The organism is Patulibacter sp. NPDC049589, from assembly GCF_040675535.1.
GTDB lineage: Bacteria > Actinomycetota > Thermoleophilia > Solirubrobacterales > Solirubrobacteraceae > Patulibacter.
In genome coordinates, this window is the sequence record NZ_JBFAPC010000139.1 from 1 (window position 1) to 14,419 (window position 14,419).

General features: G+C 74.8%; 15 protein-coding genes and 1 pseudogene. 12 read left to right on the forward strand and 4 right to left on the reverse strand.

Translation table 11 applies throughout. The features are described 5' to 3' along the window. Positions 1–269 precede the first annotated feature (269 nt). The 5 genes from AB0L40_RS21010 to AB0L40_RS21030 all read left to right on the forward strand — a co-directional run bounded on the left by AB0L40_RS21010 (position 270) and on the right by AB0L40_RS21030 (position 3,186). Complete coding sequence (locus AB0L40_RS21010; protein ID WP_364359160.1) at positions 270–734, forward strand: hypothetical protein; 465 nt, start codon at positions 270–272, stop codon at positions 732–734. Positions 735–832: 98 nt separating this feature from the next. After that, positions 833–1,552 (forward strand): hypothetical protein, encoded by a 720-nt coding sequence (locus tag AB0L40_RS21015; protein ID WP_364359163.1) that lies wholly within the window; start codon positions 833–835, stop codon positions 1,550–1,552. Positions 1,553–1,575: 23 nt separating this feature from the next. Then, positions 1,576–2,112 (forward strand): hypothetical protein, encoded by a 537-nt coding sequence (locus AB0L40_RS21020; RefSeq protein WP_364359166.1) that lies wholly within the window; start codon positions 1,576–1,578, stop codon positions 2,110–2,112. Further along, entirely contained in the window at positions 2,109–2,636 is a 528-nt protein-coding gene (locus AB0L40_RS21025; RefSeq protein WP_364359169.1) for a hypothetical protein, read from the forward strand. Before AB0L40_RS21020 ends, AB0L40_RS21025 begins: the two co-directional genes overlap by 4 nt. A gap of 16 nt (positions 2,637–2,652) precedes the next feature. Further along, positions 2,653–3,186: a hypothetical protein gene (locus tag AB0L40_RS21030; RefSeq protein ID WP_364359172.1), complete on the forward strand. Its 534-nt coding sequence runs from the start codon at positions 2,653–2,655 to the stop codon at positions 3,184–3,186. Positions 3,187–3,238: 52 nt separating this feature from the next. Here AB0L40_RS21030 and AB0L40_RS21035 read toward each other — a convergent pair whose 3' ends face one another. Continuing rightward, the gene (locus AB0L40_RS21035; protein ID WP_364359198.1) at positions 3,239–4,342 is read right to left on the reverse strand and encodes a UDP-N-acetylmuramate dehydrogenase; all 1,104 of its coding nucleotides are present in this window, start codon (positions 4,340–4,342) and stop codon (positions 3,239–3,241) included. A gap of 86 nt (positions 4,343–4,428) precedes the next feature. Here AB0L40_RS21035 and AB0L40_RS21040 point away from each other — a divergent pair, with 86 nt between their 5' ends. Then, the gene (locus AB0L40_RS21040) at positions 4,429–4,956 is read left to right on the forward strand and encodes a hypothetical protein (protein WP_364359174.1); all 528 of its coding nucleotides are present in this window, start codon (positions 4,429–4,431) and stop codon (positions 4,954–4,956) included. 108 nt (positions 4,957–5,064) lie between these two features. Here AB0L40_RS21040 and AB0L40_RS21045 read toward each other — a convergent pair whose 3' ends face one another. Further along, positions 5,065–6,309 (reverse strand): acyl-CoA dehydrogenase family protein, encoded by a 1,245-nt coding sequence (locus AB0L40_RS21045; RefSeq protein ID WP_364359201.1) that lies wholly within the window; start codon positions 6,307–6,309, stop codon positions 5,065–5,067. A gap of 168 nt (positions 6,310–6,477) precedes the next feature. Here AB0L40_RS21045 and AB0L40_RS21050 point away from each other — a divergent pair, with 168 nt between their 5' ends. Next, positions 6,478–7,170, forward strand: a complete 693-nt coding sequence (locus tag AB0L40_RS21050; RefSeq protein WP_364359177.1) for a helix-turn-helix domain-containing protein — start codon at positions 6,478–6,480, stop codon at positions 7,168–7,170. A gap of 122 nt (positions 7,171–7,292) precedes the next feature. Here the strand turns inward: AB0L40_RS21050 and AB0L40_RS21055 are convergent, their stop codons facing one another. Continuing rightward, the gene (locus AB0L40_RS21055; protein ID WP_364359180.1) at positions 7,293–8,564 is read right to left on the reverse strand and encodes a hypothetical protein; all 1,272 of its coding nucleotides are present in this window, start codon (positions 8,562–8,564) and stop codon (positions 7,293–7,295) included. A gap of 182 nt (positions 8,565–8,746) precedes the next feature. On the opposite strand from AB0L40_RS21055, the gene rpsD reads away from it, so the two are divergent. From rpsD to AB0L40_RS21075, 4 genes are all read left to right on the forward strand, one after another. Beyond that, positions 8,747–9,385: a 30S ribosomal protein S4 gene (gene rpsD, locus AB0L40_RS21060; RefSeq protein ID WP_364359183.1), complete on the forward strand. Its 639-nt coding sequence runs from the start codon at positions 8,747–8,749 to the stop codon at positions 9,383–9,385. Positions 9,386–10,022: 637 nt separating this feature from the next. Next, positions 10,023–11,666, forward strand: a complete 1,644-nt coding sequence (locus AB0L40_RS21065) for a calcium-binding protein (protein WP_364359186.1) — start codon at positions 10,023–10,025, stop codon at positions 11,664–11,666. A gap of 141 nt (positions 11,667–11,807) precedes the next feature. Then, positions 11,808–12,293 (forward strand): hypothetical protein, encoded by a 486-nt coding sequence (locus tag AB0L40_RS21070; protein WP_364359189.1) that lies wholly within the window; start codon positions 11,808–11,810, stop codon positions 12,291–12,293. A 96-nt stretch (positions 12,294–12,389) separates the two neighbouring features. Further along, positions 12,390–13,169 (forward strand): peroxide stress protein YaaA, encoded by a 780-nt coding sequence (locus AB0L40_RS21075; RefSeq protein WP_364359192.1) that lies wholly within the window; start codon positions 12,390–12,392, stop codon positions 13,167–13,169. 33 nt (positions 13,170–13,202) lie between these two features. Here AB0L40_RS21075 and AB0L40_RS21080 read toward each other — a convergent pair whose 3' ends face one another. Continuing rightward, entirely contained in the window at positions 13,203–13,859 is a 657-nt protein-coding gene (locus AB0L40_RS21080) for a helix-turn-helix domain-containing protein (protein WP_364359195.1), read from the reverse strand. Between the two features lie 209 nt (positions 13,860–14,068). On the opposite strand from AB0L40_RS21080, the pseudogene AB0L40_RS21085 reads away from it, so the two are divergent. Further along, positions 14,069–14,419, forward strand: a pseudogene (locus AB0L40_RS21085) (hypothetical protein); the annotation flags it as partial.

Sequence of the window (14,419 nt, forward strand, 5' to 3'; positions counted from 1 at the left end):
TCGAACAACCCGACCTGCCCCGACCGCTCCGCAAGCACCCACCAAGGATCCCGAAACCGCCGGACAGACCCCCGACAATTTCAGCGGTCTTCTAGATGGTGGATTCCACGGAGATCGTGGATGTGGGGTGCGTTCCGGGCGGTGTCCCGGCGTCGCACGGTGCCGAGAGCCAGACTGGAAGTCTGACCGAGGTGCCGGGTGGCGCCAGGTGCCGTCCGGGACGCGCACCACGCCGCGAGATCATGGAATCAATCATCTAGCCTGGGGCCATGCGTGCCACCGCGAGAACCACGGCGGTCGTCGCCCTGGCGGCCCTCGGGCTCGCGGGCTGCGGCGGCGGGGACGGCGACCCGTCGGCGTTCGCCGCCGCGACGAACCGCGCCTGCCACGAGCTGACGGACGGGGTCGCCGACCTGCGCAAGGGCCTGCTGCGCACCGACGCGCGAAGCGAGGCCGCGGGCCTGGCGACGGCGATCACCCGCTACGCGACCGTCGTGCGCCGGAGCGCCGACGGGCTGGCCGCCGTCCGGCCGCCCGCGGCCGACCGCTCCTTCCAGTCCGCGGCGGTCAAGGGCCTGCGCCGGCACGCCGACGCGATGCGCGACGCCGCGTCGCAGGCCCGCCGCGGGCAGTCCGGGTCCGCGCTGGACGGCGAGGTCCGGGGCGGCGAGCTCCCCGAGGTCCCCGCGACCGTGCTGGCCGACGCTCCCGCCTGCCACCGCACCGCCGACTGACCCTCGCCGTCGGCCGGACGACTGCCCCAGGCCCCGGTTGCGACGCCCGGGCGGGCGAGCGCCGCGCCGACCGGCGGCCCCCCGCTACGGTTCGCCCGATGCTGTGGCCCCTCCGACGCGCGCTGCCCGGACTCGCGTGCGGCGCCGTGCTCGTGCTGGCCGGCTGCGGCGGCGCCGGGTACGGCGACCCGATCGCGGCGACCGACGGCGGGGGCGAGACCGTCGCCCTCGCCCCCGCGCCCGTCACCACGCCCGGCGCCGGGAGCACCAGCGCCCCGTCGGACGCGCCGGCCACGTCCTCGACCGTCGGCCGCCCGGCGACGACGACCGGGGGCGGCGAGGCGACCACGGGTGACGGCGGCTCGACCGGGACCTCGGACGACGACGGCGGCGGCTCCACCGGTGGCGACGGCGGCGGGGACTCCGGCGACGGCGGCCTGGCCGCGTACGCCGCGGACGTCAACCGCTTCTGCAAGGGCTTCAACGCCGCGACCAAGGCCCTGACGACCGACATCGGGGCCACCGGGGCATCGGACCCGAAGACCCTCGGCCGGGCGATCGTCCGCTACGGCGAGGCGATGACCGCCGCGTCGGAGGGCATCGAGGCCGCGCCCCCGCCGTCTTCGGTCCGCTCGTTCCACGAGCGCACCCTGAGCTGGGTCTCGGGGCTCACCGACGTGATCGACGCGAACCGCAGCGGCCTGCAGAGCGGCAGCACCGACGCCGGCGTCGCGGTCATCCAGAAGGTCAAGGACCTCGGGAAGCCGCCCGCGACCCCGGCGTCGCTGCGCTCGCGTGCCACGGCCTGCACGACGTGACGCCGCGCCCTACGATTCCCCGGATGCCCGGACGCCAGAGCCGCCTGCCCCGCCGCAGGATCGTCGTGGCGCTCGCCGTCGCGGCCGTCGCCGGCGGCGGGCTCGCCGGGTGCGGGACCGACGAGACGACCGCCTACGCCGACGGCTGGGACGGCGTCTGCAAGGGCGTCGGCGGGGCGCTCAGCACCTTCCGCACCGAGGTCTCCTCTGCCGCGACGACGTCCCCCGACGCCGGCGACGCGTCCGTGGCCGCCGGCCCGTCCGCCGCGGCCGTGACGGCCGACCTCGCCGCCCCCGCCCGCGAGCTGCAGGCGTCGCTGGCCGAGCAGGCCGACGCCGCCGGCAAGCTCGACGCCCCGTCGCGGTGGGCCACGTGGAACGCGGGCGCGATCCGCCAGCTCGCGGTGCGCCTGAAGGTCGTCGACGACGGCGTCCGCCGGCTGCAGCAGGGCGACGCCGACGCGCTCGCGCTCCTGGCCGTCGGGAGCGTCGGCCCGTCGTCGACGGCCGCGCCGGCGAAGCTCCGGGACAAGACCCCGGGGTGCACCGCCCTGCGATGAGCCGGCGACGCGCCTCGCTCGCCGGCGTCGCCGTCGCGGCCCTGGCGGCCGTCGTCGTCGCCGTCCTGCTGGCGACGGGCGGCGGGTCCGGGGACGATCCGCGACCCGTGGGCCCGCAGGCCGTCGCCTACGCGCGGGCCTGGGACACCACGTGCGGCGCGCTGCGCACCGACGCCGCCCGGACGGCCCGGGCCGTCCGCGGACGGCTCGCCGCCGGGACGGGGACCGCGGCCCGCCGAAGGATCGGCCGCAGCCTCGTCGCGCCGTACCTCGGCCGGACCGAGCGCCGGCTGGAGCGGATCGAGACCGCCGTCCCGCCCGCGGAGTGGCGGGCGTACCACCGCGCGATGCTCCCGCGGCTGCGTGCCGCCCGCGAGCGCACCGCGGCGATCCGCGGGCGGGTGCGGGCCGGTGATCCGGCGGCCGTCGGCGCGCTGCGCGCCGCCCCCGCAGACCCCGGGCCGGACGCCCCGGAGGACCTCCGACGGCGGACGCCCGCCTGCGCGCCGGGCGCCGCCGCCTGACGCTATGGTGGCCGCCATGCTCTCCCGCTCCGCGCTGCACCGTCCCGCCGCCGTCATGGCCGCCGTCGCGCTCGCCGCGGGCGTCGCGGGCTGCGGCGGCTCCGACGGCGGCGACGACGCGAAGAGCTCCGGCGGCAGCGCCGACACCGCGTACGCCTCGTCCTGGAACGACGTCTGCACCTCGCTGACGACCGCCCAGACGACGTTGCAGGCCGACAGCGCCAAGGCCCAGAAGCAGGTCGACTCCGGCGACGTCGCGGCGTTGGCCAAGGCGACCGCCAAGCCCGTCGGCGCCTACGTCGAGAGCCTCGTCGCCGGACTGGAGCGCGTGCAGGACCTCGACGCCCCGAAGGCCTTCGCGTCGTTCCAGGCCGGCGTCAAGAAGAGCGCCCCGGTCACCGTGAAGTTCTTCCAGGAGCTGAAGGATCCGATCGCCTCCGGCGACCTGGACGCCATCACGAAGGCGTTCAAGCGCTTCAACGGCAAGAGCCTGTTCCCGGCCGTCCCGGCCGACCTGAAGAAGCAGGCCAGCGCCTGCGGCTCCTTCTAGCGGGACGCGCGCGACGTCGCCCGGGCGCCCGGGCGGCCCGCGACCGCGCCGCTCACCACCGGACGCCGACGAAGACCGGCTCGGGGTGCAGCGCGACGCCGAAGGCGGCCTCCACCCCGTCCGCGACCTCGTGCGCGAGCGCGAGGAGGTCGGACGCCCCGCCGCCGCGGCTGGTCAGGGCCAGCGTGTGCTTCGAGGAGATCGCCGCGCCACCCCGGGCGTGCCCCTTGGCGAAGCCGGCGCGCTCGATCAGCCAGGCGGCCGACGTCTTGCTCCGGCCGTCGTCCCCGGGGTAGACCGGTGGGACCTCGTCGGGCCCCAGCCGCTCCGCGACCCGCGCGCGCAGCGCCGCGAGCCCGGCGTCGTCCAGCAGCGGGTTGGTGAAGAACGACCCGGCGGAGCGCGTGTCCGGGTCCTCGGGGTCGAGGACCATGCCCTTGCCGCGCCGCAGCGCCAGGACGGCCTCGCGCAGCTCGGCCGCGGGCACGTGGTCCCCGGCCTGCGCGCCGACCGCGCGGGCGAGCTCGCCGTAACGGACGGGCCCGCCGAGGCCGGACGGCCGCAGCGCGAAGGTGACGTCGAGGACGAGGTGGTCGGCGCGGCCCTTGAGCGCGCTGTCGCGGTAGGCGAAGCGCAGCTCGCGGGCGCCGAGGGTGCCGACCGTGCCGGTCCGGCGGTCCAGCGTCCGCACCGCGACGACGGTGTCCGCGACCTCCTGGCCGTAGGCGCCGACGTTCTGGATCGGGGTCGCGCCCGTGGCCCCCGGGATGCCGGACAGGCACTCGAGCCCCGCGAGGCCGTCCGCCACGGACGCCGCGACGACGGCGTCCCACGGCTCGCCGGCCGCGACCGTCCGCAGCACGCGGGCGGTGCCGTCCTCCGCGGCGCCGTCCGCGTCGGCGGTCCCGCGCGTGCGGACGACCACGACGTCGCCGGCCAGCGGCCCGTCCCCGACGACGAGGTTGCTGCCGCCGCCGAGGACGAGGAGCGGCCGGCCGGCCGCGTCGGCGTCGCGCACGGCGGCGATCAGGGCGGCCTCGTCGGTGCTGACCACGAGGCGCTCCGCCGGGCCGCCGACGCCCAGCGTCGTCAGGCCCGCGAGGGGCACCGCGGCGCCGGGCCGGGCCTCCGGGAGTCCGGGAACGGGAGGGACCACGTCGGGCACCACCGAAGCGTACGTCCGGGGCGGCGAGCGCGGCGGCCGGGCCCGCACGTCGCGCGCGCGACCGCTACGGTCCCGCCATGCTCTCACGCCGTACGCGACTGCTCGTGCCAGTGCTCCTCTCCACCGCCGGCCTCGGCGTCGCCGGGTGTGGCGGCGGTGGGGGCGGCGGCAACGAGGCCGACTACATCAAGACCTACGAGGGCGCCTGCAAGCAGATCCTGACGGCGACGCAGGACTTCCAGAAGTCCGCCTCGAGCCTCGCGACCACCGCCGCCAGCAACCCGGACAAGGCCGTGACGACGCTCAAGGCGGGCGCGACGAAGCTGTTCGACACGTTCGGCAACTCGATCCAGACGCTCGCCGGCGCCGACGCGCCCGACAAGTGGTCCGACTTCCAGAAGTCGGTCAAGGACGGCGCCGACGACGCCAAGAAGGGCATCGACCAGGCGAAGTCCGAGATCTCGAAGATCAAGGCGATCAACGACTTCGCGTCGCTGGGCGACAAGTTCGACAAGATCGACCTGGGCAACACGAAGGACCTGCCGAAGGAGCTCGGCGAGAAGGCCCCCTCCTGCAAGACGTTCGGGGCCTCCAGCAGCAGCTGATCCCCCGCCGGGGCCGCTCCTCCTCCGGGAGCGGCCAGCCGCCGGGACGACGAAGGGCCCGGAGCGCGACGCTCCGGGCCCTTCGTCGTCCAGCGGTCCTGGTGCCGCTTACGGGACGCGCACCCCGGAGATGGTGCGGGCGATGACCAGCTGCTGGATCTCGGAGGTGCCCTCGAAGATCGTCATGATCTTCGAGTCGCGGTGGAAGCGCTCCACGGGGTACTCGCGCGTGTAGCCGTTGCCGCCGAGGATCTGGATGGCCTCCTCGGTGACCCGGACGCCGACCTCGGACGCCTTGTACTTGGCCATCGAGCCCTCGGCGTTGGGGAACTCGGCCCTCTGGCCGCGCAGGGTGGCGCCCCCGAGCCAGGCGGCGCGCTGGACGAGCAGCCGGGCGGCGTCGAGCTCGACCTTCATGTTCGCCAGCTTGAAGGCGATGGCCTGGTTCTCGATGATCTTGCGGCCGAACTGCTCGCGCTCCTTGGCGTAGTCCAGCGCGTAGTCGTACGCGGCGCGGGCGACGCCGACGGCCATCGCGCCGACGGCCGGACGCGACGCCTCGAACGTGGCCATCGAGGCGTTGCCGTGGGCGCGCTTGCCCTCGCGGGCCTTCGCCAGACGCGCGTCGAGCTTGTCCTTGCCGCCGAGCAAGTACGCGCCGGGGACGCGCGCGTCGTCGAGGTTGACGTCGGCGGTGTGCGACGCGCGGATGCCGTGCTTCTTGACCTTCGCGCCCTGCGAGATGCCCTTGATCTCGGACTTGGGGACGATGAAGGCCGCGTGGCCGCGCGAGCCGAGCGACGGGTCGACCGTGGCGATGACGACGTGGACGTCGGCGATGCCGCCGTTGGTGGCCCACGACTTCTGGCCGTTGAGGACCCACTCGTCGGTGGCCTCGTCGTACTTGGCCGTCGTGCGGACGTTGGAGACGTCGGAGCCGGCGTTGGGCTCGGACGAGCAGAAGGCGGCGACGACGGGCTCGGAGGCCGTGCCGTAACAGCGGGGCAGCCACTCGGCGATCTGCTCCTGCGTGCCCTGGCCGAAGATGGCCGAGACGGCCAGGCCGGTGCCCTGGAGCGCCATGCCGATGCCGGCGTCGCCCCAGAAGATCTCCTCGAGGAAGATCGGGGTCAGCTGGCCCGTCGGGTCGAGGAACATCGACATCGTCGACTCGAGGCCGTAGAGGCCGATCTCGGCGGCCTCCTTGACGATCGGCCAGGGGAACTCCTCGCGCTCGTCCCACTCGGCGCCGGCCGGGCGGATCGTGTTGACGGAGAACTCGCGGACCCAGTCGCGGAGCGTCTTCTGCTCCTCGTTGAGCTCGAGGGAGAACGTCTGCCACTCCGGCTTCATGCGCTCCTGCGCAAGCTCGCCGGCGATGGTCATGAAGTCGGAGGTGGTGCTCATGGGTGCGGGTCCTCGGAAGAACGCGGGGAAACGAACACCCCCCGGTCGGGGGCGTCTGACCCGGAGTGTAACCAGGGTTTACAGATGATGCAACCGGGGGTAGGATCCGCCGTGATGGCCCTCCGGAGCACCAGCACACAGGACCGCCGCTCGGGCGCCGCGGCCCGCCGTCGCGACCGCGAGCGCGAGATCCTGGCCGCCACCCGGAGGCTCTTCGACGAGCGCGGCGCGCAGGACGTCCAGATCGACGACGTGGCCCGCGAGGCCGGCCTGAACAAGGCCCTGATCTACCGGCACTTCAGCGGCAAGGACGAGCTCTTCGCGCTCGTCATCGTGTCCTACGTCGCGGACTTCCTCGACGACGTGGCCGAGCTCTCCGACGACGGCCCCGCGGCCGACCGGCTCGCGGACTTCGCCGAGACGTTCCTCGCGTACTGCCTGGCGCACCCGGCGTTCATCGAGTGCGCCATGACGATGCTGCGGCAGCCCGGCACCGAGCTCCTGGAGCGGGTCAGCGAGGGCGCGATGCTGCAGATGGGCCGGGCGGTCGCCGCGGCGCTGCACCGCCCGATCGAGCTGCTCCGCGAGGGCGACGAGGCCGGCGAGTTCGCCATCGCCGACGCCGACTACACGGCGAACGCCATGTACGTGCAGATCCTGGGCCTCGCCCACCTCGCGCGCGTCGGCAACGCCGTGCGCGAGCTCCCCGACGGCATGCCGTGGTTCTTCCCCGTGGAGCCCGGCCAGGTCCGCGAGTCGGTCCGCTCGCTGGTGCGCGCGGCGCTGCTGCCCGCCGCGACGGGCTGACGGCCCGCGACGCTGATGCCGGCCCGCGAGCGGCCGAGAGCCGCACGCGCGGGCCCGCGGGACCCGAACGGGACGGACACCGGCGCGCCCCGGTCGGAGCGCCCCGTGTCACCGCCGCCGGATCAGAGGACCGGGGTGCCCGAGAGCCCCGCGGCGACGCGGGCGGGGCGGTACGACGACTGGAACGCCCGGGTCCGCGTGACCTCGGTCGCGGTCTGCGGCCGCACCCCGTCGAGGCACTGCCGGGCGACGCTCTGGGCCCCGGTGTTCTTGAAGGAATCGATGCAGCCGGTGAGCTTCGTCCCGGTCGCCGCGCCGGCCTCGTAGGCCGCAGAGAGCTTCGTGGCGATCGCCCGCTGGTTGTCCTGCGACGTCGTGATGTCGCGGGCCTCGGCGGCCGCGGTCGATCGGACCCGCGAGGACGCGGTGAACAGCCGGTCGGCCTCGGCGACCGCGGCGGAGGCGGACGCCGGGCGCACGCCGACGCCGTCCCAGGTCGAGACGCCGTCGCGGGCGGCGCGCAGCAGGGCGAAGCCGCGGGCGACGTCGGGACGCGCCGTGCCGCCGGTGCGGATCACGCCCTCGACGGCGCGCACGAACGGCGGCCGCGGCTTCGACGACGAGCTCGGCGCGGGCGCCTTCGTCGTGCGGGACGGGTTCTTGGCGCGCGCCCGGACGGACTGGCCGAGCACCTTCGTCCCGCGGATGGCGTCCTTCGTCGACGCGATGTCGTCGATCGAGCGCAGCGCCGCGACCGCGCGGGCGGAGCGGCTGCCGAGCTGCTTCAGGAGCGGCGACTTCGGGTCGTCCAGGACGCCGACGACGGCGCTGAGGTACAGGCGGTCGGTCGCGAGCACCCGGCGGACGCGGGTCGTCCGGCCGGTGGTGCCCGACTCGACGCCCTCCGTCTCGTCCTGCACGTCGCGCAGGGTCGCCATCGCGGCGCGGGCGGCGCCGAGGGCGGCATCGGGGTCGGTGTCGGCCTCGAGCTCCTCCAGGCGGTCCGAGAGCGTCCGGTGGTCGGCGACGACGCGCTGGACCTGCATCTTGAGCGAGTCCTTCTCGCTCTCGAGCGGGTCCGTGTTGGCGACGTACCAGATGGCGTAGAGCACGCCGAGGAAGAGGATCGGCACCAGCAGGCGGATGATCCACGGCGCGCGGCGGCGGGTGCGGGAGAGCGCCGTGGCCGCCTGCTCCCCGGAGCGCACGAGCGGCACGCCGCAGCTCGGGCAGTAGCGCGAACCCATGACGACGCGGGCCTCGCAGCGCGTGCAGCCGATGACGGGCGGCTCCGTGGGGCCGTCGTCGAGGTCGAGCTCGTCCGCCCGCGCGTCGTCGTCCGGCTCCGCGTCACCGGAGGGCTTGCGGAGATCGTCTGTGGAGGTGTCGCTCATGGCGGGGGGTCCCGGGGCACACGACGAGTCGTGGCACCGGCGGGTTCCTGGGAGAATTCCATGCGTACGCCGGAGATCCTTCCGGACGCGACGGCGGATCTTCGCATGCCGGACGACGCGAGGGGCACCGACCTGGCTACCCTATGTCGTCGTTTCGTCGGAGTAGGACCACAGGAGGCCCAATGGGTCGTTACACCGGGCCGGTCGAGCGGCTCTCGCGGCGCGAGGGCGTCGATCTCGAGCTCAAGGGCGCACGTCGCCTCGCAGGAAAGGGCGCTCTCGAGCGCCGCGGGGCACTGCCCCCCGGACAGCACGGCGGTGGCCGTCGCGTGAAGACGTCCGTCTACGCGCAGCAGCTGCGTGAGAAGCAGCGCGCCAAGCGCTACTACGGCATCCGCGAGAAGCAGTTCCGCAACCTCATGAACGAGGCCAGCAAGCGGAACGCGGAGAACACCGTCACGGGTGAGCGCATGCTGCAGCTCCTCGAGTCGCGTGTCGACAACATCATCGTCCGCCTCGGCTTCGCGTCCACGCGTGCCCAGGCCCGTCAGTTCGTCTCGCACGGTCACGTGCTCGTCAACGGCGTCCGGCACACGGTCGCGTCCGCGCGCCTGTCCCCGGGCGACGTCGTGACGATCAAGGACAGCAGCCCCGTCCGCCCGATCGCCACGGAGTCCACCGAGTTGATCGCGATCGTCCCGGCCTGGCTCGAGGCCGACCACGACGGTCTGTCCGGTCGCGTCCTGCGCCTCCCGGACCGTCACGAGATCCAGGTGCCGATCACCGAGCACCTGATCGTCGAGCTCTCCGGCCGCAGCTAGCCGGCAGGCTCCCGCCTCTTCGAGCGGGGGCCGCCCCGGGCGCCGTGAGGCGCCCACCGCGACGCGCGCACCGCGTCGCACTCCCCGGCCTCCGGCCGGACCTCTCCGACACCCACCCGCTCCCGCCACCCGGCGGGACGGGCAGGGCGGTCGAACGTGCCCTCGCCGTCGCCGTCGCGACGGGGACGCCGCGCGTCCCCGATCCCTCCCGACCTGTCCGCGCTCCGGGCCCCGGCCACGGGATCCCGACTCCGGCCGCCCGTCCCCTCCGTCCCGCCAGGACCGCCGCCGGCTCACCGACGCGCCCGGGAACCCGCCGCGGCCCGCGTCCAGCGGACCGGCCACGTCCGCCCGCCCCCGCCGGGGAGGCCCGTCCAGCCGCCCGAGCCGGCCCCCTCGGCCACTCGTCCCCGCCGGATCCGGCGCCGCAGGATCGGGGCAGGCCCCGAACATCGGTAGCCGACAACGGGGGAAACCCCCTACGGGCAGGCCAGCGCAGACGTTCGACTGGAACGAACCATCGGATGCACCGTGGACAGATGTAGGAGAACGCGCGTACGATGCGGGGGTCCACCGAACGGTGGTCCTCTAGGCGCCCACCGGCGCCTTCGGACTCCGAGTGAGGTATGAACCCCCAGTGCACACCGTCAGATCACGTCCCCCACTTCTGGCTCTCGCGCTCACCCTCGTCACGTTCGGCAGCCTCGCGGTCGCCTCGAGCGCCGAGGCCGCAGAGCAGCCCAGCTTCCAGTGCCGCGCCAGTGCGCTGGCGCTCACGGTCGCCAACCAGCCCTACGTCGAGCCCCTCGTGGCCAACGGCCTGAAGGGCTCCGTCCCCGGCCCCACGTTCGACAAGGCCGCCTGCTCCAACGACGAGCAGGGCGCCGGCGACGTCACCTCCGCCGTCGGGCTGCAGGGCCTCGTCGGCACGTCCGCCGTCCAGGAGAAGACGTCGCTCACGCCCGAGCTCGGCTCCTCCAAGGACCAGACGGCCACCGCGTCGACGACGATCGCCGACGTCGACCTGAAGCTGCTCGGGTCGAACCCGAGCCTGCTGAAGATCGGCGCCGTGAAGGCGACCGCGACCGCCAGGTGCGTGAACGGCAAGGCCGAGTTCACCGGCAACTCCGAGATCACCAACATCAGCCTGCTGGGCAACTCGGTGTCGCTCGACGGCCTCGTCAACGGCCTCGGCAAGGCGCTCTCCGACCTCGGCCTCGACGCCGTCGTCAAGATCTACCCGCTCAACCAGGTGACGAAGACCGCCGACGGCGTCGTCGTCACCCCGCTGCGCATCCAGGTGCTCTCCGGCGGCGCGGTCACCGGCGGCCTCCTCGACCTCACGGTCGGCGAGACGAAGGTCGGCCAGCGCGGCGACGCCTGCAACCCGCCCGCGGACAACCCCAGCGACCCGAACGACGGCGGCGACGGCATCTGCCCCGTCGGCTCGATCCCGGTCGGCCAGGGCCCGCGCGTCTGCCAGATCCCCGCGACGGACCGCTACGGCCTCGTCGTCATCGGCGTGCCGAACAGCACCGACACGCCGCGTGGCGGCCGCGTCCTGCCGCTGACCGAGGCGCGTCGCCTCGCCGCGGCCGGCCTGCTGCCGAACTCGAAGTGCCTGTCCGGCCCCGGCCTGGACTACGTCGTCCTCGGTGACAGCGGTGCGGACCGCATCTACGGCACCAAGAACCGCGACCGGGTCCTCGGTCTCGGCGGCAAGGACAACCTGCAGGGCCTCGACGCGGGTGACTGCCTCGACGGCGGCACGTCCGGCGACCGCGTCTACGGCGGCCCGGGCAACGACCGCCTGTACGGCGGCAGCGGCGTCGACCACGTCTACGGCGAGACCGGGAACGACCGCATCTACGGCGGCTCCTCCCGCGACGGCCTCTACGGCGACAAGGGCAACGACACCATCGAGGGCGAGAGCGGCAACGACCTCGTCCTCGGCGGCCAGGGCAACGACACGATCCGCGGCGGCGTCGGCAGCGACCAGCTCTACGGCAACGAGGGTCGCGACAAGCTCGACGGCGGCGACGGCAACGATCGCCTGTCCGGCGGGTTCAACAACAACACGATCATCGGCGGCAGCGGCAAGTCGTCGGTCTTCAACGGTCGCCCGAGCGGCTCCGGCAGCACGAAGATCGACCTGCGCAAGGCGACCGCCCCGTCGGTCGTCAAGTGCGGCTCGCGCCGGGACGTCGTCCTGGTCAACCGCAAGTACGCCAAGCGCAACCGCTACTCCAGCAACTGCGTGAAGATCCGCGTCTCGCGGTAGTCCCACCGGGTGTCCCCGCCCGCCGGCGGGGACACCACCGACGTGCAGTCCCACGCACCCGCCTCCCGGCGGGTGCGCTGCGTCGTGGGGGGACGAACCACGGGTGCGCGGCATCCCGGGATGGCGTAGCGTGCGGCCTGCATGAGCAGCGATCCCGATCCCGTCCCGACGCACGAGCCGTCCGTCCCCCTGCACATCGACCAGCTGCTGGAGCAGCGCTCGGTGGCGGCGGGTGTCGAGGCCCTCGCGCGGCGCAACGCCCATCACCTCGCGGACATGGACGACGCGGAGCGCGAGGACGCGCGCGTCCTCTGGTCCGAGATGGTCGCCGAGATCCTCGGCTCCGTCCGCGACGTGCTCGGCGGCCGCGTGGTCCAGGACGGCCCCGGCCGCGCCGTGATCATCCTCTCCGACCACCCCCAGGAGCCCGGCGAGGTCCAGGCCGAGGCGATCTTCTCGCCGCAGATCGAGGAGGTCCCCGGTCCGGACGGCGAGAACCAGGTCGTCGCGACCTTCGCGCAGGTCCTCGGGATGCAGGTCGCCGACCTCCTCCCCCAGCTGGCCGAGCAGATGGCCAACGACGTCGAAGAGGGCGAGGACGGCCCGGAGCTCGGGCCGCGCGACTGATCGTCGCCTCGCGGCAGGGCGCTGCGCCGCAGGCGCCGCCCGCCGCTCCTCCGGGCGGGAGGCCGCCGGTCGCGACGCTCCTCTAGCGTCCCCGCGGTGCTGATCCTCGTGCCGCCGTCGGAGGGCAAGACGGCCCCGGCCTCCGGGCCCCCGCTCGACCTCGACGCCCACTCCCACCCCGAGCTCCTCCCGGTCCGCTCAGCGGTGCTGGAGGCCCTGGAGACCCTCTCCGCGGGCGACGAGGAGCGCGCGCTGGCCGAGCTGCACCTCGGTCCCAAGAGCCGCGCCGACCTGCAGGACAACCTGCGCCTGCGGACCGCGCCGACGGCCCCGGCCGCCGAGGTCTACACCGGCGTCCTGTTCGACCGCCTCGGGCTGACCACGCTGCGCGCCCCCGCCCGGGAGCGGGCCGAGGAGCACCTGCGGATCGTCAGCGCCCTGTGGGGCGTCCTGCGGCCGTCGGACCGGATCCCCGCCTACCGCTGCCCCGCCGGCGCCCGGCTGCCGGGGCTCGAGTCCGCCCGGCGCACGTGGGCCGGCCCCCTCGCAGCCGCGCTCCCCGCCGACCAGCTCGTCGTCGACCTGCGCTCCGGCCCCTACCGCGAGCTCTGGCGTGGCCCGGAGCAGCACAGCACCGTGCTCGTCGGCGTCGTCCGCGAGGCCGCCGGGAAGCGCACGGTGGTCAGCCACGACGCGAAGGCAACCCGCGGGGCGATCGCCCGCGCGCTGCTGCGCGACCGCGTGATCTGGAGCGGCCGCGAGACGCCAGAGCGCCTCGCGGGGCGGATCGAGAAGGCCGGCTGGACGGTCGAGCTGGGCACGCCGTCCAAGCGCGGCGCGGTCGAGCTGACCGTCGTGGAGCGCGCGCCGGGGTGAGCCGGGACGGCGCGCCGTCCCGACTGCCGCGGCTCAGGCCCCCGGGAGCGGGCGCAGCTGCGCGTCGAACGCCTTGCCCGCCAGGTCCATCACGGCGTCCTCGGTGGCGGGGTCGTCCGACACGACGCCGATGGAGATCGTGAACGCCTGGGCCTGGACGAAGAGCATCCGCGCGAGCAGCTGCGGGTCACCGGCGCGGATCGAGCCGTCGCCCTCCTGGCCCCGCCGGACGCCGGCCTCCAGCATGGTCAGCATCACCCGCTGCGAGACTCCGGTGCGGGCGGTCACGTACGGGAGCAGGAACTCGGGATCGACGTCGAGGATCTTCCGGAACAGCTGATCGCGGCGCATGGCGCGGGCGAGCGCGACGATCGTCGTGGCGAGCCGCTCGCGGGCCGTCGGGAGCTCGCCGGTGGAGCGAACGGCCTCGAGCGCCGCGCTGCCGAAGTCGAGCGTCATCAGGTCGCGCAGCACCGTCTCGACGTCCGGGTAGTGCCGGTACAGCGTCGTGCGGCTGACGTCGGCGCGGCGGGCGACGTCGCTCATCGTCACGCGCGAGATGCCGCGGTCCAGGACGCAGCCCCGCGCGGCCTCCAGCAGTCGGAGCGCCACCGGCGGCCGGTCCAGCAGGGCGCGGACGACCGACTCCGGGTCGCCCTCCGGGCGCGTCGTCTGCTCGTCCGTGGCCACCCGCCCATCATGCCGGGCCGGTCGGCGTCCGGGGTCACCGATCGACCGTCGCGGTCCGGCGTGGCGGCCCGCCCGGCGAGTTCCGCCGGACGCTGCGCGATGGTAGGCGTCGCACGCCGCCGCCCGATCCGTTCCCCGCCCCGGTGCCCCGGGCCGACGGCGGACCACGCCCGACGTCCCGCACACCCCCGCCACCCGACCGCTCCGCCGTGCCCCGCCGCCTCCTGATCTCCCTCCTGCTCCTCGTCGCCGCGGTCCTCGTCGGCGCCGCCGCCGGCCTCCTGATCGTGTCCGACCGGCCGTGGTGGTCGGCCGTCGCCGGGGCGGCCGTCGGGCTCCTCGTCGTCGGGGCGCCGGCCTTCGCGGCCGGGCGCCGGAGCACCCGCCTGACCGACGGCGCGCACGCCCAGCGCGTGTCCGGGCTGCCGCTCGTGGCCCACGTCCCACCGCCCGGGTCCGACGAGCGCGACCGCCGCCGGGCCGCCGAGGCCTTCCGGATGCTCCGCGCCGCGCTGGTGCCGGCGGCGGCGCCCGACCCCGCGGGCACGCCCGTCGTGACG

Coding starts and splice junctions, on each gene's coding strand:
- AB0L40_RS21010 (WP_364359160.1), top strand. CDS start 270: ATGCGTGCCACCGCGAGAACCACGGCGGTCGTCGCCCTGGCGGCCCTC.
- AB0L40_RS21015 (WP_364359163.1), top strand. CDS start 833: ATGCTGTGGCCCCTCCGACGCGCGCTGCCCGGACTCGCGTGCGGCGCC.
- AB0L40_RS21020 (WP_364359166.1), top strand. CDS start 1,576: ATGCCCGGACGCCAGAGCCGCCTGCCCCGCCGCAGGATCGTCGTGGCG.
- AB0L40_RS21025 (WP_364359169.1), top strand. CDS start 2,109: ATGAGCCGGCGACGCGCCTCGCTCGCCGGCGTCGCCGTCGCGGCCCTG.
- AB0L40_RS21030 (WP_364359172.1), top strand. CDS start 2,653: ATGCTCTCCCGCTCCGCGCTGCACCGTCCCGCCGCCGTCATGGCCGCC.
- AB0L40_RS21040 (WP_364359174.1), top strand. CDS start 4,429: ATGCTCTCACGCCGTACGCGACTGCTCGTGCCAGTGCTCCTCTCCACC.
- AB0L40_RS21045 (WP_364359201.1), bottom strand. CDS start 6,309: ATGAAGCCGGAGTGGCAGACGTTCTCCCTCGAGCTCAACGAGGAGCAG.
- AB0L40_RS21050 (WP_364359177.1), top strand. CDS start 6,478: ATGGCCCTCCGGAGCACCAGCACACAGGACCGCCGCTCGGGCGCCGCG.
- AB0L40_RS21055 (WP_364359180.1), bottom strand. CDS start 8,564: ATGAGCGACACCTCCACAGACGATCTCCGCAAGCCCTCCGGTGACGCG.
- rpsD (WP_364359183.1), top strand. CDS start 8,747: ATGGGTCGTTACACCGGGCCGGTCGAGCGGCTCTCGCGGCGCGAGGGC.
- AB0L40_RS21070 (WP_364359189.1), top strand. CDS start 11,808: ATGAGCAGCGATCCCGATCCCGTCCCGACGCACGAGCCGTCCGTCCCC.